This window comes from Alistipes sp. CAG:29, from assembly GCF_000435435.1.
In the GTDB taxonomy this organism is placed as follows: Bacteria; Bacteroidota; Bacteroidia; order Bacteroidales; family Rikenellaceae; genus Alistipes; species Alistipes onderdonkii.
Genome location: NZ_FR893449.1, coordinates 76,641 through 96,301 on the forward strand (window position 1 = coordinate 76,641; position 19,661 = coordinate 96,301).

Here is a 19,661-nt window from a genome sequence, read left to right on the forward strand (position 1 = left end):
GAGCGCGACGCTCTTGACCGTAACGCCCATTTCGGCGGCGATCTCCTTATAGCTTTTGCCGTCGAAGCGGCTGCGGATAAAGATCGCGCGGGTCTTTTCCGGAAGTCTGTCCAGCGTCTCGTTCACCAGCCGCCGCGCCTCCTCGCTGAACAGTTCCTCGGGGTTGCAGGCTTCGAGGGTCGAGATGCGGGTTCGGAGCATGCGCGCACCGTGGGAGTGGATATCCTCGGCGGCACGCAGGCGGACGCCCTGCGAACGCAGATGGTTCAGGCATTTGTTCTTGACGATCGTGAGCGCGTAGGGAGGGAAGGCGGAGGCGGAAAGCATGTCGCGTTTTTCCCAGGCGGCCATAAAGCTCTCCATGACGATATCCTCGGCCGTGGCTGCATCGGAGACATAAGTGCCCGCGAAACGGATAAACCGTTGTTGGTACTCCCCGAACAGGCGGTTGAACGCCTTCAGATCCAGAATCGTCTCGGATTGCAACTCCATACACTCATTCATTTAAACAAATATAAGGAAAGTGTGCAATATCCGCGCCCTAAAAACGCAAAAAATAAACGGCCATACCCGCCAGCGCCAAACTCCGGGTAGGGCAACGCAACAGAATTTATTCCATAAATCCCTGCCATTTATATAATAACACCCCAGCGCGGGAAATCCCTGACAAAAAACCGTTTTTTCCGCACCGGACATAAAAAAAGCTCCTCAAAGGGAGCTTTCAGCCCGAATTGCCAGCCCGTTACCTGGCTTTGGCCTCGCAGTAGGCGCAGCGGCAGGTGCCGTCGGCCGTGCGGTAGAACAATTGGTCGACATCCTCCGTCGCGGAGATGCAACGGCGGTTGGAACACTCCATCTCGTTGACCACATACTCGCCGTTGAAAACCGGAGTCCGTTCGAACGGTTTGTTCCGGTCAGCCCAGCGGAGCAGGGTCAGGATCAGTGCCATACGCACGAACTTACCGTTCTCGACCTGCCGGAAATAGGCCGCGCGGGAATCGTTGTCCACGGCACGCGTGATCTCGTTCACGCGCGGCAGCGGATGCAGGATGATCATATCCTTCTTGGCCGTCCCGAGTTTCTCGGGGTTGAGCACGAAGCTGTTCTTCACGCGGTCGAACTCCTCCTCATCGAGGAAGCGCTCCTTCTGTACGCGCGTCATGTAGAGGACGTCCAGTTCGGGCATCACCTCCTCCATGGTCTCCACCTCGCGGAACTCCAGTTTCGAGTTCTCGCTCATCTCGGCCAGCATGTAGTCGGGAAGGCGCAGCTCCTGCGGGGCGATCAGGATGACCTTGATGCCCGAGTAGCGCGACAGCGCCTTGATGAGCGAATGGACGGTGCGGCCGAACTTGAGGTCGCCGCAGAAGCCGATCGTCATGTTGTCGAAACGCCCCTTTTCGCGCTTGATCGTCAGCAGGTCGGTCAGCGTCTGCGTCGGGTGGCTGTGGCTGCCGTCACCGGCATTGATGACCGGTACCCCGGCATACTGCGAGGCCACGAGCGGCGCCCCCTCCTTGAAGTGGCGCATGGCGATGATGTCCGCGAAGCAGCGGATCACACGTACGGTATCGGCCACGGTCTCGCCCTTGGACACGGACGACGAGTTGGCGTCCGAGAAACCGATGACGCTGCCGCCCAGCTCCATCATGGCCGAGGTGAAACTCAGGCGCGTACGGGTCGAGGGCTCGTAGAAGAGCGTCGCCAGCTTCTTTCCCTTGCACGCCTCGCTGTATTTGGCACGGTTGGCGATGATGTCCTCCGCCAGCGCAACGATCTGTTCGGTTTCGGCAACCGTCAGGTCGGTCGGATCGATTAAATGTCGCATATTTTTCTTCTCTGTTTTCGGTTTCGGGTTGCGTAGTCCGTATCGGCGCCGGTATGTCCCGCGGTTCCACCCCGGCTGCGTGCGGGCATATCCCCGCACGGCAGGAAAGGCCCGGCCGGGAATACGCGGCCGCAGCGAACTATTTGTCCATCCAGCTTTCGTCCGAGGGGTTGTCGCGAAATTTCAGCAGCCGGGCCTTATCCCCGGGCTCGATATACCCCTCTTCGGCGGCGACCTCCACCAGCGCATCGAGGTTCGAAAGGCTGTAATTGACCACATCGGCCTCTTTCAGGCGCTCCAGCCCCTTCTTCATGCCGTAGGTGAAGATCGAAGCCACACCCAGCACCTCGGCACCGGCTTCGCGCAGGGCGTTCACCACCTCGATGCAGGAACCGCCGGTCGAGATCAGGTCTTCGATCACGACGACCTTCTGCCCCTTCTCCAGTTTGCCTTCGATCCGGTTGCCGCGGCCGTGGTCTTTCGAACCGCTGCGCACGTACCCCATCGGCAGGTCGAGGATCGTCGCCGTGATGGCCGCATGGGCGATGCCGGCGGTCGAAGTGCCCATCAGCACCTCGGCACCGGGGAATTTGGTGCGGACTATCCCGGCAAGCCCGGCCTCGACATGTCCGCGCACGACAGGCGCCGTCAGCGTCAGGCGGTTGTCGCAATAGATCGGGCTCTTGATACCGCTGGCCCAGGTAAACGGCTGCTCGGGACGCAGGAATACCGCGCCGATCGAGAGCAGGTCTTTAGCAATTGATTTCTCCATGATTATTTTGCATTTTTTTCGGTTTTTTTCAAATCTCCGGCCACCCACTCGACCCACGGGTCAACGTTGTCGGTGAGCGTCCGGGGCAGCGGCAGCGGGATGCGCACGTCGGGAGCGATCCCCTCCCGGTCGATGCCGCGCCCTGCGGGAATCCGTTTGGAACGGGTGACGGGCACGATCATCCAACGCGCCGTGTCCCGAGGGAAATAAAGTATCTCGCAGTTCGAATAGTCGAGGCACCCCAGCGTGTTGTCCTGTCCGTAGACGGTCGTACGACGGCTCGAAGCCCGTACTTCGAGTACCAACTGCTCGCCCGACGAAGCCACCCGTCCGTCGACGATCAGCGCGGCGCGCCGGGGCACCGGCGACACCGAATCGTAACGGATACGGTAGGTTTTGCCCTCTTCGAGAAATTCCCCGGCCGGGGTTCGCTCCATACGCGCAACCTTCCTGCGTCCCCGCTCCGTATTCCCGACAAACTCCCGGACGTGGGCGATGGCTATATCCGATACGCGGTACTCCATGGCATCCTCCGTACCTTCGTGGTCGTAAAGCAGTTTGAGCAGGGGTTCATAGGCATTGTCGCTCCCGCCCATATTGCCGCGGATGTCGACGACAAGGTTCTCACAGCCCGAGGCGCGGTAAGCCGCGACAGCGGCCCGCACTCCGGCGATTTCGGCATCGGTCAGGTCGCACGACGGGAATCGGATCAAATACGTATCTTCGTCCACGCGGCAGTGCATGAACTGCGGATCGTAACGCTTCATCCGCCCGGCATAGTCCGTATCGCGGCGCAGCGACTTAGCCCGGTAGGCTTCGGCACCGGGTGTTTGGAGGTGCGAATCGTCGAACCAGCCGAGGTATTCGGCAATGGCATCATAGACGTCACGGTCGCCGGAAATCTCGCTTTGCAGCCGCCCTTTCAGTGCGGCGTACTTCGCTTCGCGGCCCGCGGTCTTGTCCGGATAGCCGGCATAGGCGCGTTCCACGACATCGACGGCATAGTCGAAATCGGACACAGCGTCCCCTGCCGGGGTTTGTGCCCCGGCCGACAGCAGGCAAAGTACGGCCGCAGCCGCCAGCGACATTCGCAGCAAGGTCTTCATCGGGCAGGTTCGTATGAATCGGATCCCCGGATCGGGTCTCCCGACCGGAGGGTTATTCCAGTGCCGAGCGTAAAATCTTCTCCACCTCCTCGGGATAAACCCCGCCTTCGTGCACCTTCACGCCGCCGACATAGAATGTCGGCACGTAGTAATAGTCGAACGTGTCGGCCAGCTCGGGCTGTTCCGACTCCTCGATCATCTCGATCCCGACGGCAGCCAGCTCGGGGTGCGCCGCCCTGGCCTCTTCGATGTAACGCAACGCCTTCTTGCAGAAGGGGCAGTTTTTCAGGTAGAAAAGTTTTACCGGTTTCATAACTATACTCGTTTAAAAGTAACTTCGCGGATTATCCGCAGAATTCGTCCACACAACGGCGATAGGCAGCCACGGGGTCGGCCGCGGCGGTGATCGGGCGTCCCACGACGATGAAGTCGGAGCCGATCTCCCGCGCACGGGCAGGCGTGGTGACACGCACCTGATCCGCCACGTCACCGTCTGCAAAACGCACGCCGGGCGTGATTGTGAGGAACTCTTTTCCGCAGGCTTGGTGTACCATGCCTGCTTCGAGCGGCGAGCATACCACGCCGTCAAGCCCTGCGGCCTTGGTATTCTGCGCGTATTTCACGATCGTGTCGCCGATCGAAGATGCGATCAGCAGCTCCTGTTGCATACGCTCCTCGCTGGTCGAGGTGAGCTGTGTCACGGCGATCAGCAGGGGGCGCGTACCGTCCTCGCGCGTGAGCCCCTCGAGGGCATATTTCATCATCTCGATGGTACCCGCCGCATGGACGTTGCACATATCCACATCCAGCCGCGACAGTACGGCCATCGCTTTCTTCACCGTATTGGGAATGTCGTGCAGCTTGAGGTCGAGGAAAATCTTGTGCCCCCGGCGCTTGATCTCACGCACGATTTCCGGCCCTTCGGCATAGAACAGCTCCATGCCGATCTTGAGGAAAGGTTTGCGTGCCTCGCCCCTGAACAGGTCGAGGAATTCGAAGGTATCTTCCGCAGACTTGAAGTCGCAGGCGATAATTACGTCATGTTGCATATCGTACGGTTTTACGTTCATTCTACAATTCCGATTATGTCGCTCAGCCGCCCGATCCCGAGCCGTTGCATCTCGGCAGGCAGCGCCTCGACGATCTCCTTCGAGGCATAGGGGTTCGCCAGGTTCGCGGCGCCGACCTGTACGGCCGTAGCGCCGGCCATCATCATCTCGATCACGTCGCGGGCCGTCGTCACGCCGCCGCACCCCATGACGGGTATTTTGCAGGCCTTGGCGACCTGGTAGACCATCCGCACGGCCACGGGGAAGACTGCGGCACCCGAAAAGCCTCCCATCGTATTGGCGATGACCGCCTTGCGCTTCCTGACGTCGATCCGCATCCCCAGCAGGGTATTTATCAGGCAGATGCCGTCGGCACCCGCCTCCTCGCACGCCCGGGCGATCGAGACAATGTCCGTGACGTTGGGCGACAGCTTGATGTAAACGGGTTTGGTCGTCACGGCCTTCACGGCGCGCGTCACCTCGGCGGCACACTCGGGCGACGTGCCGAACGACATGCCGCCGTGCCGCACGTTGGGGCACGAGACGTTGACCTCGATGATGCCGACCTGCGGCTCGCGGTCGATCCGCTCGCAGCAATAGGCGTACTCCTCGACCGAAAAGCCGCTGATATTGGCGATCACGGGTTTATGGAAAAAAGTCTTCAGGCGCGGCAGCTCTTCGGCGATCACGGCGTCGATGCCCGGGTTCTGCAACCCCACGGCGTTGATCATGCCCGCCGTACATTCGGCGATGCGGGGCGTGGGGTTCCCGAAGCGCGCATCGCGCGTGGTGCCCTTGAACGAAAACGACCCGAGGATGTTGATGTCGTAAAAATCCCGGAACTCGTTGCCGTACCCGAACGTACCGCTGGCCGGCACGACCGGGTTATCCAGTCTCAGGCCGCTCAGGCTGACGGACATATCCGCGGCGGGTTTTTCCGCGGGCCGGTTTTGTGCGATGAACTGCTTGTTTACCATATGACCTCCCCTTTCGTTAATACGGGCCCCTCCTTGCAGATGCGCTTGTTCCCGTATTTGGTTTTGCACGAACAGCCCATGCAGGCCCCGAAACCGCAGCCCATGCGCTCTTCGAACGAGAGCTGCCCGTCCTGCTGCACGGCGTCGCACAATGCCCGCAGCATCGGCAGCGGCCCGCAGGCATAGAAATAGTCGAACTCGGGGCGGCACTCGGCGATGGCCGTCGTGACGAACCCCCTGACACCCGCCGAACCGTCGGCCGTAGCCAGATCGACGTCGCAGCCCAGCGCCCGGAATTCGTCGGCATAGAAAACCTCGTCCGCCGTATTGAACCCGAGCACCACGCCGACCCGTTTGCCTGCCGCAAGCAGCACTTTGGCCAGGTTGTAGAGCGGGGGCACGCCTACGCCGCCGCCCACCAGCAGGGGACGCTGTGCGGCATTGTGCACGTCGAACCCGTTGCCGAGCCCCGTCAGCAGGTCGAGCTCCCCGCCCGCAGCCATACGGCTCATCTGTGCGGTTCCCTCGCCCACCACCTTGTAGATGAGCGTGAGCGTCGTGGCGTCGTAGTCGCAGACCGAGATCGGACGGCGCAGGTAACGGCCTTCGAGGGCGATGTCGACGAACTGCCCGGGGGCAGTGATCCACTGCGTATCCCCCCCGAGCACCATGCGCCATACGGTCGCCGTCAGCGGTTCGTTGGCAAGGATTTTATAGATGCCTTTTTTATACATGCTTTTCTGTCCCGATGTGCCGCAGGTGCGGCATAAAACCCGAAATCACTTCGCGTCGATGGTCGAAACCCCGAACGTAATCTCTTCCAGCACGTCCAACAGCACCTTCACCGTTTCGAGCGCCGTAAATACCGTCACGTTGTTCTCGACGGCCGTGCGGCGGATCTCGTATCCGTCGAGGCGCGTGTTATGCTGGTTGACGTCGATGGTGTTGATGACGTAGCTCACATGTCCCTGGCGCAGCGAGTCGATGATCTCCGAACTGCCTTCGCTCAGCTTGCGGCGCGTACGGGTACGGATGCCGTGGTTGCGCAGGAACTCGGCCGTCCCGGTCGTGGCCTCGATGTTGAAGCCCAGGTCGTAGAAACGCCGCACGAGGGGCAGCGCCTGCTCCTTGTCGTGGTCGGCGATCGTGACGAAGATCGTACCGTAGTTGGAGACGTTCATGCCCGTGGCCTGCAACGCCTTGTAAAGCGCGCGGGTGAGTTTGTCGTCGTAGCCGATCGCCTCGCCCGTGGACTTCATCTCGGGCGACAGGTACGAATCCATACCGCGGATCTTGGCGAACGAGAAAGCCGGGGCCTTGACGTACCAGCGTTTCTTCTCCTTGCCGTAGACTTCGGTGATGCCCAGCTCGCGGAGCGTCTTGCCCAGGATGACCTGCGTGGCGATGTGCGCCATGGGCACGCCCGTCGACTTGGAAAGGAACGGCACGGTACGCGACGAACGCGGGTTGACCTCGATGACATAGACCTCGTCGTTTTCGTCGAGGATGAACTGGATGTTATAGAGGCCGACGATGCCGATCCTCAGGCCGAGTTTGACCGTATAGCCGATGATCTTGTCCTTGGCCTTCTGGCTGACGCTGAAGGTCGGATAGACGCTGATCGAGTCGCCCGAATGGATACCCGTACGCTCCACATGTTCCATGATGCCGGGGATGAAGACGTCCTTGCCGTCGCAGATGGCGTCCACCTCCAGCTCCTTACCCATGATATAGCGGTCGACCAGCACCGGCGAATCCTCGTTGACCTCGACGGCCGTCTGCAGGTAGTGGCGCAGGCGCTCCTCGTTCGAAACGATCTGCATGGCACGGCCTCCGAGCACATAGCTCGGACGCACCAGCACCGGGTAGCCGATGCGGGCGGCGGCCTTCACGCCGGTCTCGATGTCGGTGACGGCCTCGGCCTCGGGCTGCGGGATGCGCAGCTCTTCCATGATCTTCTCGAAGCAACCGCGATCTTCGGCGTTCTTGATCGCCTGCGTATCGGTACCGATAATGGGCACGCCCAGCTGCGCCAGCGGCTCGGCCAGGTTGATGGCCGTCTGTCCGCCGAGCGACACGACGATCGCCTTCGGTTTTTCGAGGTGGATGACGTTCATCACGTCCTCGACCATCAGCGGTTCGAAATAGAGCTTGTCGCTGGTAGTGTAGTCCGTCGACACGGTTTCGGGGTTGTTGTTGATGATAATCGCCTCGTAACCGGCCTCGCGGATCGACCAGATGGCATGCACGGTCGAGTAGTCGAACTCAACGCCCTGGCCGATACGGATCGGGCCCGAGCCGAGCACCACGATCTTCTCCTTATCGCTCACAACCGACTCGTTCTCGTCCTCGTAAGTCGAGTAGAAATAGGGCACATAGGAGCTGAATTCGCTGGCACAGGTGTCGATCATCTTGTAGACGGGGAAGAGGCCGTTCTTTTCGCGCAGCCGGTATACGTCCTGCTGCGAGATGCCCCACAACTGGCCGATGAACTTGTCGCTGAACCCCATGCGCTTGGCGTCGCGCAGGGTTTCGACATCCATCGGGTGCGCTTTCACCTCGCGTTCGAATTCGACGATGTTCTTGAACTTTTCGAGGAAGAACATGTCGATCTTCGTATTGTCGTAGATCAGCACCAGGTCGATGCCGTTGCGGATCAGCTGCGCGATGGCATAGAGGCGGTCGTCCGTAGCGTCCTTGATGTATTCCAGCAGCTGCACGTCCGACCAGCCGTCGAATTTCTTGTGGTAGATATGGCAGACACCCGTTTCGAGCGAGCGCAGCGCCTTCAGGAGGCTTTCCTCCATCGTGCGGCCGATGGACATCACCTCGCCCGTGGCCTTCATCTGCGTACCCAGCTTGTTCGACGCATCGCTGAACTTGTCGAACGGGAAGCGGGCGACTTTGGTGACCACGTAATCGAGCGTCGGCTCGAAGCTGGCGGGCGTATTGGCCAGCATGATCTCGTCGAGCGTAAGCCCTACGGCGACCTTGGCCGTCACACGCGCGATCGGATAGCCGCTGGCCTTCGACGCCAGGGCCGACGAGCGCGACACGCGGGGGTTCACCTCGATCAGGTAGTATTTGAACGACAGGGGGTCGAGTGCGAACTGCACGTTGCAACCGCCCTCGATCTTCAGCTCGCGGATAATCTTCAGCGCCGAGTCGCGCAGCATCTGGAACTCCTTGTTGGTAAGCGTCTGGCACGGCGCCACGACGATCGAGTCGCCCGTATGCACGCCCACGGGGTCGATATTCTCCATGCAGCAGATGCTGATGGCCGTGTCGTTATGGTCGCGCATCACCTCGAACTCGATCTCCTTGTAGCCCTTGATGCTCTTCTCGACGAGCACCTGGTGCACGGGCGAAAGGAACAGGGCGTGGCGCATCATTTCGCGCAGCTGCTCCTCGTTGTCGACGAATCCGCCGCCCGTACCGCCCAGCGTATAGGCGGGACGCAGCACGACGGGATAGCCGATCTGGGCGGCGACCTCCACGGCCTCCTCGACCGACATGGCGATTTTAGATTCGATCACCGGTTCGCCCAGCGACTCGCACAGCTCCTTGAAAAGTTCGCGGTCTTCGGCGCGTTCGATCGACTCGAACGAGGTGCCCAGGATCTCGACCTGGCACTCTTTCAGGATACCCTTCTTGGCAAGTTGCACCGCAAGGTTCAGGCCCGTCTGTCCGCCCAGCCCCGGCACGATGGCGTCGGGACGCTCGAAACGGATGATCTTGGCCACGTATTCGAGCGTCAGGGGTTCCATGTAGACCTTGTCTGCGATATGCGTATCGGTCATGATCGTCGCAGGGTTGGAATTCACCAGGATTACCTCGTATCCCTCCTCCTTGAGTGCGAGACACGCCTGCGTACCCGCATAATCGAATTCCGCGGCCTGGCCGATGACGATCGGGCCGGAACCGATGACCATTACCTTGTTTATATCTTTTCTCTTAGGCATTTTTACGCTCCTCCATTATTTTGGTAAACTTCTTGAACAAATAGCCGCTATCCTGCGGGCCCGAGGCACTCTCGGGGTGGTACTGCATCGAAAAGACGCCGTCCTCGGCGCACTCCACGCCCTCGGCCGTGCCGTCGAGCAGGTTTACGTGCGTCAGCCTGAGGCCGGTGGCGGCCAGCGAGTCGATGTCCACGGCATAGCTGTGGTTCTGGCTCGTGATCTCGATCCGTCCCGTCTCCAGATTTTTCACGGGGTGGTTCCCGCCGCGGTGGCCGAATTTCATCTTCACGGTCTTGGCGCCATAGGCCAGCGATATGAGCTGGTGCCCCATGCAGATGCCGAAAATCGGCAGTTTGCCGCGCAGTTGCCTGACCAGCCCGATCACCGGCGTCACATCCTCGGGGTTGCCTGGGCCGTTCGACAACACGATGCCGTCGGGATGGAAGGCCATGATCTCCTCGACCGTCGAGTCGTAGGGCACGATGGTCACGTTGCAGCCCACGCGGTTGAGCTGGCGGATGATATTGTGCTTGATGCCGCAGTCGACGGCCACCACGTCGTACTTGTGGTTGGGAACGCGCGACATCCAGCGTTTTTTGCAGCTCACACGTGAAACCATATCGTGCGGCAGGCAATACCCGGCGAGCTTGCGCATCGCTTCCTCACGGGGCGTGGCGGCATCGGTGACGATGACCTTCTGGCTGCCCTCGTTGCGGATAATGCGCGTCAGCGTGCGGGTATCTACGCCCCAGATCGCCGGGATGCCGTACTCCTCAAACACCTCGTTCAGGGTTTTCGTATACCGGAAATTCGACGGCGAGTCGTTATACTCGCGCACGATCATACCGCCGATGGTCGGGTTCTTCGTTTCGTAATCCTCATCGGCCATACCGTAGTTTCCGATGAGCGGATAGGTCATCACGACCATCTGATCCGTGTAGGAGGGATCTGACATGATCTCCTGATACCCCACCATCGAGGTATTGAAGACGATCTCGTTGATAGCCTCTCGGTCGGCACCGAAGCCGTAACCGTAGAACTCCCGGCCGTTTTCCAGCACAATTTTCTTCGTAAATGGTTTCATTCTTATCTATTGGTTTTCATCGTTTCGTCTCTAAACACTTCCCTGCCGCCCACGACGGTCATCGCCGCACGGCCCTGTACTTCCCAGCCTGCGAACGGGGTCGCCCGGCCCATCGAAAGGAACGTCGCAGGGTCGACCCTGTACCGTGCATCGAGATCCAGCACCGTAAAGTCGGCCTGGTCGCCGACATGCAACCCGCCGCCCAGGCCGAATATCCGGCGGGGATTGACAGCCATCAGCGCGACCAGCTTTTCGAGCGTGACGATGCCAGGCAACACCATATATTTATATAACAGCGGGAAAGCACACTCCAACCCCACGACCCCCATGGCGCTTGCGGCCAAGCCGCGCGACTTCTCCGCGGCGGTATGGGGCGCATGATCCGTGGCGATCACCTCGATCGTGCCGTCCGTGATCCCCGCAAGCAGGGCATCGCGGTCAGCGCGGCTGCGCAGCGGCGGGTTCATCTTGAACCGCCCGTCCTCCTGCAGATCCTCGTCGCAAAGCAACAGGTAGTGCGGGGCCGTCTCGCAACTCACGCGCAGGCCCCTGTCCTTGGCGCGACGTACCAGTTCGACGCTCTCACGGGTCGACACATGGCAGACATGGTACTGGCAGCCGGTCTTTTCCGCGAGCGCGATGTCACGTTCCACCTGCCGCCACTCGCTTTCCGAACAGATGCCCTTATGCCCGTGCGCACGGCAGTACTCCCCGTCGTGGATATAGCCGCCCCGCAGCAGGTCATCGACCTCGCAGTGCGCCACGACCGGCTTCCCCACCTGTGCAGCGCGGCGCATCGCCTCTTCCATCAGGCCTTCCGACTGCACGCCGCGTCCATCGTCCGAAAAGCCGACGACCTCGGGCGCCAGCGCCGCAAAATCGACCAGCCGGCCGCAGCCGCGCTGCCCCATCGTGATGCAGCCGTAGGGAACTACGCGCACGACGGCATCGCGGCGGATGATGTCGGTCTGCGCACGGAGCGTCTGCGGAGTGTCGGGCGCAGGGTTCAGGTTCGGCATCGAACATACCGTCGTATAGCCTCCGCGGGCCGCGGCCGCCGTACCCGTCGCAATGGTCTCCTTCTGCGAAAACCCCGGTTCGCGCAAGTGGACATGCACGTCGACAAGCCCCGGCACCACGTGGCGCCCTCCGAGGTCTACGACCCGGTCGGCAACGCCCCCGGCGGGCACGACACACCCCCCGTCGACGGCAAACTCCCCGGCCGCAAAACGACCGCCGTCATAAACTACGGCATTGGTATAAAGTGTTTTCATCTGCGTAAGCGTAAAAAAATAGGGCAACTGAAACAGTTACCCTAATAAAACAAAATCGCCGAAAACCGGAGGAAATACGTCGCCCGACCAATAGTCTTGCTGCCAGGAAGCCTGCGCCGACAATATGCTGGGTTTACAATTCATAGGTTCTCGGGATCACTATAATTGTGCACAAAGGTAGGGCTTTTTTGCCGGGCATGCAAAATTTAGCCGGAAAATTTTCAACAAATAATCCACACCGATCCCCGCCGCCGGAAACGCCAACCGCCCCGTAACGGCTCTGTAATCCGGAATAAGCTTCCCTCCCCGGGTAGCGTTATCTGACGATAATCAGGTCGACGCCCGCCTCTTCGACGATGGTGACCATCTGTTCAGGAATCCCGTCGTCCGTGATGATCACGTCGATATCCTCCAACGCACAGATGCGTCCGAAGCCGCGCTGCCCGAATTTCGACGAGTCGGCCAGCACGATATTCTGCGACGAGGCCTTCATCATCTTGCGCGTGAGTTTCGCCTCGTCGAGCGTCGAGGTGGTGATGCCGTGTTCGAGGTCGATGCCGTCCACCCCGAAAAAGAGTTTCGAGCAGATGCAGTCGTCCAGCGACCGCGAGGCCTCCTCGCCCAGCACCGAAAGCGACTTCTTGTGCACCGTACCGCCCAGCTGCACGACATTGACATTCTCCGCCTCGTTGAGCAGCACGCCCAGCCGCAGGAACGGCGTGACGATGTTCAGATGGTGCCACTGGCGCATCTTGATCTCCTCGGCGAAAGAATAGATCGTAGACCCCGATGCGATGATGATCGAATCGTTATCATCCAACAACTCCACGGCGCGCTGCGCGATGAGGCGCTTGGCATCGCGGTTGATATTGTCCTTGACATGCACGTCGAGGTCGGCGACATGGGGATTGGCGGGACGGGCGCTGCCGTGTACCTTGTAAAGCAGCCCTTTGCTCTCCAGGATTTTCACATCCTTGCGGATCGTTACCTTCGTAACCCCCAGCTCGTTCGCCACGTCGGTGATGCGCACGAAACCATATTTGTTCAGTTTGTCGAGGATATATTTGTGTCGTTCGGCAATGCTCAGCATATCTCTCTGTCTTTTTAGCAGTTATTGGAGCAAATATAGTTATTTTTTCGCTTTTATCAAAAAAAGTGTCCGAAACCGCGCTCCGGTTCGGACACTCCCGGATCGCAAGACCCGTATCATCATCTAAAATAGGAACATACTGTTTAATTCCGTTCCGGTTCGGCATCGTAACCGTCGGCACGCGCCCCCCACATCATCAGGAAGACCAGCATACCGACGATGGCTACGCCGATAATACCGACATAAGCCCAGTTCCAACCGTAATGCTGCGCCACGAAGCCCAGCCCCACGCCCGAAACGACCGTGCTGGCATAACCGAACAGGCCGGTAAGCCCGTTGGCCGTCGCAGCGGCCTTTTTCGTGGCCTGGTTCGCGGCTGCGATGCCGATCAGCGCCTGCGGGCCGTAGATGCAGAACCCGGCGGCACACAGCGTGAGGAAAAGCAACCACACGGGAGCATCGGCGGGCAGCTGCCAGAACAGGAACACGAACAGCGCAGCGCCGGCCATACAGAACACGCAGGTACGGTGCGCACGGCCCCTGAGCCATTTGTCCGTAGCCCAGCCGGCGAACAACATGCCGACGATACCGGCGATTTCGAACATCGCCACGAGCCACCCGGCATGCGACATGCTGACACCCTTCGACTGGCTCAGCAGCGAAGGCCCCCAGTCGAGCACCGAGAAACGGACGATATATACGAAGAAATTGGCGAAGCCCAGGATCCAGATCAGCGGGTTCCTGAACACATGCTTCATCAGGAAAGCGCGGTGCTCGGCACTCTTCGTCTCCTTTTTCACCTCCTTCACCTCGGTGCCTTCCAGTTCGGGAAGCCCGACCGAAGAGGGCGTATCGCGCAGGAAGACGACCAATCCGATCGCCCCGGCGAATGCGATGGCCGAAGGCACCCAGAAACACCATTTCCAGGCCCCAACATGCGTCGCCGAAGCCATGACGCGCTCCATCCCGGCAGCATCGTCGGGCGCAACGCCCAGATTGGCGGCGATCGTCGCCACGGCGTCGGGGTCGGCCGTCATGTTCATGCCCACGGTACCCATGATGTAACCGCAGAGGATCACCACGAGGCCCGCACCGATCGAATGCGAGGTATTCCACACAGACATCTTGGTCGCCAGCTCCGTAGGCGGAATCCAGTGGGTCAGCAGACGCGCACAGGGAGGGAATCCCGTCCCCTGCAACATGCCGTTTATCACCCACATGATCCCCATGAAGAGGATCATCGTATTGGTGAACTGCGAACCGTCGTGCTGCCCCGTGATCCAGTAGGAGACATCCTCGCCGAATCCGAAGGCGAAGTTGGCCAGCGCACAGAGCGCGAGCCCGATGGCCATGTACCAGCGGGCGTTCATGCGGTCGGCCAGGATACCGTTCACGAAACGCGAAAGCCCGTAGACCACACCGTTCAGGGTCAGGAAAATACCCAGGCTGGTTTTCGAGATCCCCAGGTCGGCCTCCAGGCCGGGCATCGCCAGCGAGAAGTTTTTACGCACGAAGTAAAAGAGCGCATAACCCACCATCGTGGCGATGATGGTACGCGTCTGCCAATACTTGAAGCGTTTGGTTTGTTCAGGAGTCATTTCGGAATGAAAGTTTAGTAGTTTCAGTTTGCAAATATACTACTTTATTTCCCAAATTCCGCCTTTCCCGAAAAGTTTATCGAGCCATTGTTCCATCCAACCGCAACGGAAAGCGACGTCGATGACCGTGAAACGACTGCGCATGTAAGGTATTTTTTCGAAACTTGCCCGGAACCTGGCACGTGAGACGCCGATCTGCTCGGGTTCGTAGGGCGCACCGACCAGCTCGAGGCGGCGGCGGACTTCCCCGAACGGGATGATCTGCCGGCGGATACGCACGCTCAGCTCGGGCCATGCTTTCTTCAGGCGCTGCAACTGCCTGCACAACCCCTCCTTATCGACGTATTTACCCTTGGTCTCCACCAACCCGCGGGCCACGAATTCGGGGTCGTTATCGAAGATCCGGCGAATGTCCGCCTCGGTCTCCTCCCATGATTTCCAGGCTGCGACGCACTTTTCGACGTCGAGTTCCCCGACCGGAGCTTCGAGCAGCATTTCGAGGAATGCCGTCGACGCAAGCGTACCTATGCCCACCTTGAACCCGTGCGAAACGGATGCCCCGTTGTATTTGAGGTGTTCCATGTCCCACAGGTGGCTGAACTGGTGTTCGGCTCCCGACGCGGGTCGGCTCGACTGGGTTGCCTGCATCGCAAAACCGCTCAGCAGCAACCCTTCGGCCAGCTGTTCCACTTTGACGACATTCCCCGCATGTACGCCCGCCGGGTCGCAGAGCGCCTCTTTCAGGCCGTCCTGCACCACCGAGAATGCGAAGTCGTCCATCAACTCCGACCCCACGGCGTCGGCCAGCATCCAGTCGGCACCGGCCGGGATCTTGGCAATCAGGTCGGCATAGCCCGAGGCGGAGAGCTTCGCAGGCGCAGCCGCAGCGATGTTCGGGTCGAGCACCATCCCCAGCGGCGCCGGGCAATCGAAAGTCTGCTTGTTGCCGTCCTTGGTGATCGAAGCCCCGTAGGCCGTATAACCGTCCATCGAAGCGGCCGTACCCACGACCATGTAACGGCGTCCGTTATGGCTGGAACAGAGTTTCGTCAGGTCGTTGATCACCCCCGAACCGACGGCTACGGGCACGGCATCGGTCTCGGCAAGCACGGTATCCAGCTCCCCGACATACGCCCATTCGGCATAGAGCTTCGGGTCGGTAAAGACATATGGTTCATCCTGCGCGACACCCGCTCCGGCCAGTATCTTATGCACGTCATCGCCGGCCACGCGCCATGTATTGGCATCGGCCACAACAAGCGCCCGCTTATCCGGGAAAAGTTTTCTGAACATTTCCGCAACCTGCGGAAGGGTATCGGTTCCGATCACCAACGCCTTGGTGTCGGTCGTGCGCGACAGGGCACTTTCTACTTTATTCATAGTACGAAATTAATTTATTACCATCCGGAAAAGGGGATAAGCCATCCTAAAGCAAAATAAAGACGCAAGAATTTTCCCTTTCATGCCTCAAAGTTAACATATTTTACTTTATTATGCAATATAAGAAAACAAAATACCAACAAATAGCTATCTTTTTCTTTTCTTTTTAATCTCCAATGTCGATAAAAACCAGGGACTGCAGACACCCGCAGCCCCCGGTTCACCATATCCACCAAAACTAATTAACCTTCTTAACTTTCAGATTATCCAGCCACATACGATGGTTTTCACCATCTTTATCAAGAGCCGAATAGATTTTAATGCGCGTATCGGCCGTAACACCGGTGATCTTCACTTTGTGATTCGTATAGCGATACGTATCCTTCAGCCCCTCCTCGATCATTTTATCCACAAGCACGTTACGTAAAGTCACCGTGGCACCGCCGTCGCTGATAACGGCATCGGCCGAGGTCTCGCCCGTTACGCTCACGATCGTCGCTCCGGTCACCGTCACCCCGAAATACTCCATAATGTCGGTGTTCGAGGGTGCCATCATATCCCCCTTCGTACTAGGCTCGTAATAGGGACACGCATCGAATTCCAGCTCGATCTCCGTAGCGCCGGACAACGAGGACAGTTTCGGCAAAGTCAGCCATGCGGGCTTCTTGCCGCCACCGAATTTCATATATCCGGCGGCAAGCCCGATATTGGAACTGTTGGCCATCCAATCCGCACGATCCCACTCGGGCAGGTATGCACTGAAATAAGAGTCATTATCCTTCACGCCCTGGCAATATATGGAGTTCGCATCGCCCGTCGTAATCAATATCTTATCCGGATCGGAAAAATCGGTCGTGCTGCCCAGGCTGAAGCCGTAGGCACCATAGAAGGGCTGACCGCCTCCGGGAAGATTCTCGAAGTCCTTATACAGGAGGTATCCGGACTTGTCGGGAGCCGCGTCGGTCGTAACGGAAGCCGAAGCCCACTCGGAATCGAGAAGCGCCTCCTTATTCGCCGTCGACTTGCGGCGGAGCTCCAGTGTATAGGTCGCCCCGGGCGTCAGCCCACCCCACACGAGCCGGTAATATTTATACTTCGTAAAATTGAATTTCGAGAAGTTCTCGATCGACCGGATCACATTCCCGCCGGCATCCTTCACCCGGAAATCATAGGTATCGGTCGACCCTACGGGCTGCTGCTCCAACGCTGCGGCGGACAGCTCCCACTCCAGCACGGCAAGGCCGTGTGTCTTCGCGTAAATCCGCGCAGAGGGAGCAATCATAGGCACAGGATCGGTGGTCACGAACTGAACCGCCACCACGTCCGAATCGAATTCATTCGCCACGGAGCCGTCGCCGACAAGCGCCTGAACCAAAACCGCATAATCCGTACCGGCCTTGAGCCCGGCAGCCGTATAGCTGGTGGCGCCAACGATCGTCGAGGCAACCTCCTGCCCATCGGACGTCGTTTTGACCACGACCCGGTAATTGGCGGCGCCGCTCACTTCGGCCCAGCTGATCTTGGCCCCCGAGGAGGTCACGTCGGCAGCCGCCAATTCTGTTGGCGTCGCTAATTTTTCAGCCGCAAAGCCCAAAGTCCCCACGACCTTCTGCGTCGGGTCGGAATTGAATTCCGCATTCCCGGCGTAAAGCGCCCTGACGGTAAAGATATAAAGGCCGGGTTCCAGATCGGCGAACTCGCAGTTCGAATCCTCCGTCTCGACGGTTTTCCTGAAGTCGGGACGCGTTTGCTGCGCCACGGAAGCTTCATAGGAGGTCGCCCCCTTCACGCCTTCCCACGCAAATGCGACGGAAGTCTTGGCGGGCGTATAGGTAATCTTTTCAAGCTCGGGGGCCGGCAGTTTCTCGGTCACCTCCGTCTTGTCGGCAGCCATAACGACGATATTGTCGATATTGATACGGTACCCCTTTTCGTTATAGGTCTGCGCCTCGATCTTGATGCGCGTCTTGTTGGTAGCGTCCTGAACGGTAAAGGTCAGCGTCTTCCATTTGCGGCCGGCAGCCGAAGTCTGTGCCGGGAGCACGGTATTGTTCACTTCGCCGTTGGTTACGACTCCGGCACCCTCGGCAGAAACGATGTAGGTACCCGTTTCGTTATCGAAACGCAGGAAGTCGATCGAAACCGACACGGTCTCGGGTGCCGCCGAAAGGCTTTCGAGCTCCGGCGTCATGATCCAGCCGCCATTGGCCGTAACCCCCAGCTTCACATAACCCGGGTGCTCATATACACGCAAGCCCGACCACTTTTCAACGCCGCGGTTGATGCGGTAGGTCTCGCCCATCGTGTTGAAAACGTCGCTCGTACCGTCGGATCCCGCCGAAATCACATCGGGTTCCGCAGGCTCCGTGCCATCGAACTCCTTGCCGGCGCCGTCCTTTCCGTTCGGGCCGGGGCCCTTCTTGTTGTTCGGGTAATCGCCGCCCCATTTGAACAGGTCGAAGCCCATGCCGAACACTTCGTTCGACGAACTTACGTTCCCCGAAACATCGCCCTGGAATTTCACGACCCCGTCGAGTTTGAAAGTCACATGGCACACCACCTCACCCAGCGTCACGGGCACACCGGTGATAGGCACCGAAATCGTACCGCTACCTTCGTGCTCGATCACAGACTGATAGGGGCTGCTGATGCCGAGCCCCTCGGCGGCAAGGCCGTCGAGCGTGGCTTCGATTTCCACCATCTCTTCGCCGAAAGCCTTGTCATAGGCGATTTCGAGCATTGCGGCGGATTCCGTATTGGACTTGAGCGTCCCCGAAATCACGGGGTCGTTCACCGAGAAATGACCGTCGGCCTGTGCGACCTCGATCTTGATCTCCTCACCGTTGGCCGGTTTCAGATAAATGTATCCCGTACGTTTGTCGCCGGGATTACGCTCGGCCGTAACGGTCACCCACTGGTAATCGCGTCCGTTACCGACACCATTGTCCGGAGAGACGGAGAACCAGTTGTTCACCGGAGCCCCGCTTCCGTCCGTACACTCGACACGCGCCGACCACGAACCGGCATAGCGTACCGAGATCTGGGTCGTGGCGCCTGAATTGTACGTCAGCTCGACGGCATCGGTATCCCGTTTGAGCGGAGCCACATCCGGATCGTCGGAGCAAGCCGCCAGACAGAGGGCCGACACGAAGAGCATCGTCTTTATCCAATTTTTCATAAGTTTCATAACATTTTGATTAGAGTAATAACTATTACCGAAAATAGCAAAGCGGATACGCCTCGGGGCGCGTCCTTACTCTCAAGAGATATGTCGGAACAACTTGCAGGACAAACATAAGCACATTTTTTCTTTTTTGCAAATTTTCGCACCTTAAAAACACTATTGCAACACAAATTGTTTCCTTTAGTGATTATTTAAATAGTTTTTAACACGCATGAAACATCAATAAACGAGCTTTGCCACACAAAAGACAATAATAAGGCAACACGAATCAAGACTAACAAAATACAAACACTAATAATTGATTTTAAGGTATTTACAATATATAAATATAAAAACACCCCAAACCTACATAATTTT

The 19,661-nt window shown here is 58.8% G+C and carries 15 protein-coding genes; all 15 read right to left on the minus strand.

What is annotated here, in order from left to right:
- Positions 1–492, minus strand: a 492-nt coding sequence (locus QVP03_RS05160; protein ID WP_288210654.1) for an RNA polymerase sigma-70 factor, incomplete at its 3' end; no start/stop codon positions are given.
- Positions 493–742: 250 nt separating this feature from the next.
- On the minus strand, positions 743–1,828 hold the full coding sequence (gene pyrB, locus QVP03_RS05165; RefSeq protein ID WP_022332501.1) for an aspartate carbamoyltransferase: 1,086 nt from the start codon (positions 1,826–1,828) through the stop codon (positions 743–745).
- A gap of 139 nt (positions 1,829–1,967) precedes the next feature.
- Complete coding sequence (gene pyrE, locus QVP03_RS05170; RefSeq protein ID WP_022332502.1) at positions 1,968–2,600, minus strand: orotate phosphoribosyltransferase; 633 nt, start codon at positions 2,598–2,600, stop codon at positions 1,968–1,970.
- A gap of 2 nt (positions 2,601–2,602) precedes the next feature.
- Positions 2,603–3,706: a S41 family peptidase gene (locus tag QVP03_RS05175; RefSeq protein WP_256166228.1), complete on the minus strand. Its 1,104-nt coding sequence runs from the start codon at positions 3,704–3,706 to the stop codon at positions 2,603–2,605.
- Positions 3,707–3,758: 52 nt separating this feature from the next.
- On the minus strand, positions 3,759–4,019 hold the full coding sequence (locus QVP03_RS05180; protein WP_022332504.1) for a glutaredoxin family protein: 261 nt from the start codon (positions 4,017–4,019) through the stop codon (positions 3,759–3,761).
- Between the two features lie 31 nt (positions 4,020–4,050).
- Entirely contained in the window at positions 4,051–4,755 is a 705-nt protein-coding gene (gene pyrF, locus QVP03_RS05185) for an orotidine-5'-phosphate decarboxylase (RefSeq protein ID WP_022332505.1), read from the minus strand.
- Between the two features lie 17 nt (positions 4,756–4,772).
- A complete protein-coding gene (locus tag QVP03_RS05190; RefSeq protein WP_022332506.1) occupies positions 4,773–5,732 on the minus strand; it encodes a dihydroorotate dehydrogenase in 960 nt (319 codons plus the stop codon).
- Entirely contained in the window at positions 5,726–6,466 is a 741-nt protein-coding gene (locus QVP03_RS05195) for a dihydroorotate dehydrogenase electron transfer subunit (protein ID WP_018695082.1), read from the minus strand. The genes QVP03_RS05190 and QVP03_RS05195 overlap by 7 nt, the downstream gene beginning before the upstream one ends.
- A 45-nt stretch (positions 6,467–6,511) precedes the next feature.
- The gene (gene carB, locus QVP03_RS05200) at positions 6,512–9,694 is read right to left on the minus strand and encodes a carbamoyl-phosphate synthase large subunit (RefSeq protein WP_022332507.1); all 3,183 of its coding nucleotides are present in this window, start codon (positions 9,692–9,694) and stop codon (positions 6,512–6,514) included.
- Positions 9,687–10,778, minus strand: a complete 1,092-nt coding sequence (carA, locus tag QVP03_RS05205) for a glutamine-hydrolyzing carbamoyl-phosphate synthase small subunit (RefSeq protein ID WP_022332508.1) — start codon at positions 10,776–10,778, stop codon at positions 9,687–9,689. Before carA ends, carB begins: the two co-directional genes overlap by 8 nt.
- A gap of 2 nt (positions 10,779–10,780) precedes the next feature.
- Entirely contained in the window at positions 10,781–12,052 is a 1,272-nt protein-coding gene (locus tag QVP03_RS05210) for a dihydroorotase (protein WP_022332509.1), read from the minus strand.
- A gap of 316 nt (positions 12,053–12,368) precedes the next feature.
- Entirely contained in the window at positions 12,369–13,142 is a 774-nt protein-coding gene (locus QVP03_RS05215) for a DeoR/GlpR family DNA-binding transcription regulator (RefSeq protein WP_022332510.1), read from the minus strand.
- A gap of 143 nt (positions 13,143–13,285) precedes the next feature.
- Positions 13,286–14,740, minus strand: a complete 1,455-nt coding sequence (locus QVP03_RS05220) for an MFS transporter (protein WP_022332511.1) — start codon at positions 14,738–14,740, stop codon at positions 13,286–13,288.
- Between the two features lie 39 nt (positions 14,741–14,779).
- On the minus strand, positions 14,780–16,120 hold the full coding sequence (locus tag QVP03_RS05225) for a sn-glycerol-1-phosphate dehydrogenase (RefSeq protein ID WP_022332512.1): 1,341 nt from the start codon (positions 16,118–16,120) through the stop codon (positions 14,780–14,782).
- 238 nt (positions 16,121–16,358) lie between these two features.
- A complete protein-coding gene (locus tag QVP03_RS05230) occupies positions 16,359–19,298 on the minus strand; it encodes a fibronectin type III domain-containing protein (protein WP_022332513.1) in 2,940 nt (979 codons plus the stop codon).
- Positions 19,299–19,661 lie beyond the last annotated feature (363 nt).

Coding starts and splice junctions, on each gene's coding strand:
- pyrB (WP_022332501.1), bottom strand. CDS start 1,828: ATGCGACATTTAATCGATCCGACCGACCTGACGGTTGCCGAAACCGAA.
- pyrE (WP_022332502.1), bottom strand. CDS start 2,600: ATGGAGAAATCAATTGCTAAAGACCTGCTCTCGATCGGCGCGGTATTC.
- QVP03_RS05175 (WP_256166228.1), bottom strand. CDS start 3,706: ATGAAGACCTTGCTGCGAATGTCGCTGGCGGCTGCGGCCGTACTTTGC.
- QVP03_RS05180 (WP_022332504.1), bottom strand. CDS start 4,019: ATGAAACCGGTAAAACTTTTCTACCTGAAAAACTGCCCCTTCTGCAAG.
- pyrF (WP_022332505.1), bottom strand. CDS start 4,755: ATGCAACATGACGTAATTATCGCCTGCGACTTCAAGTCTGCGGAAGAT.
- QVP03_RS05190 (WP_022332506.1), bottom strand. CDS start 5,732: ATGGTAAACAAGCAGTTCATCGCACAAAACCGGCCCGCGGAAAAACCC.
- QVP03_RS05195 (WP_018695082.1), bottom strand. CDS start 6,466: ATGTATAAAAAAGGCATCTATAAAATCCTTGCCAACGAACCGCTGACG.
- carB (WP_022332507.1), bottom strand. CDS start 9,694: ATGCCTAAGAGAAAAGATATAAACAAGGTAATGGTCATCGGTTCCGGC.
- carA (WP_022332508.1), bottom strand. CDS start 10,778: ATGAAACCATTTACGAAGAAAATTGTGCTGGAAAACGGCCGGGAGTTC.
- QVP03_RS05210 (WP_022332509.1), bottom strand. CDS start 12,052: ATGAAAACACTTTATACCAATGCCGTAGTTTATGACGGCGGTCGTTTT.
- QVP03_RS05215 (WP_022332510.1), bottom strand. CDS start 13,142: ATGCTGAGCATTGCCGAACGACACAAATATATCCTCGACAAACTGAAC.
- QVP03_RS05220 (WP_022332511.1), bottom strand. CDS start 14,740: ATGACTCCTGAACAAACCAAACGCTTCAAGTATTGGCAGACGCGTACC.
- QVP03_RS05225 (WP_022332512.1), bottom strand. CDS start 16,120: ATGAATAAAGTAGAAAGTGCCCTGTCGCGCACGACCGACACCAAGGCG.
- QVP03_RS05230 (WP_022332513.1), bottom strand. CDS start 19,298: ATGAAAAATTGGATAAAGACGATGCTCTTCGTGTCGGCCCTCTGTCTG.